Below are 402 nucleotides of genomic sequence, written 5' to 3' on the forward strand. Positions count from 1 at the left end.
GCATTGTCTGAGAATCTCTTTGAGACGTCCTTAGATGCATGTCAGGCTGCCAAAAAAAGAGGTATAACAATTTCTTGTGATTTAAATTATCGATCCAAGCTTTGGACATCAGAGGAAGCAAAAGAAAAGATGGAACAGATACTACCATTGGTTGATATTTGTATTTGTAATGAAGAAGATGCAGAAAAAGTGCTAGGAATTAAAGCTGAGCATACAAATATTAATAGTGGAGAATTAAATAAAGATGGCTATGTGCAGGTGGCTAGGGAGATTCACAAGAAGTTTGGATGTAGGTATGTAGCTACAACTCTGCGTAGAAGTTATTCGGCAAGTAGAAATGGTTGGAGTGCAATGTTATACGAAGCAGAAAAAGATAAAGCGTATTTTTCCACAGAATACAAC

The 402-nt window shown here is 36.6% G+C and carries 1 protein-coding gene; it reads left to right on the plus strand.

Annotated elements, in window-relative coordinates; translation table 11 throughout:
• Positions 1-402: PfkB family carbohydrate kinase (locus D7X55_RS42170; protein WP_233610487.1), on the plus strand; the 402-nt coding region annotated here is incomplete at both ends.

It is taken from the genome of Corallococcus sp. AB049A (genome assembly GCF_003668885.1).
Classification (GTDB): domain Bacteria; phylum Myxococcota; class Myxococcia; order Myxococcales; family Myxococcaceae; genus Corallococcus; species Corallococcus interemptor.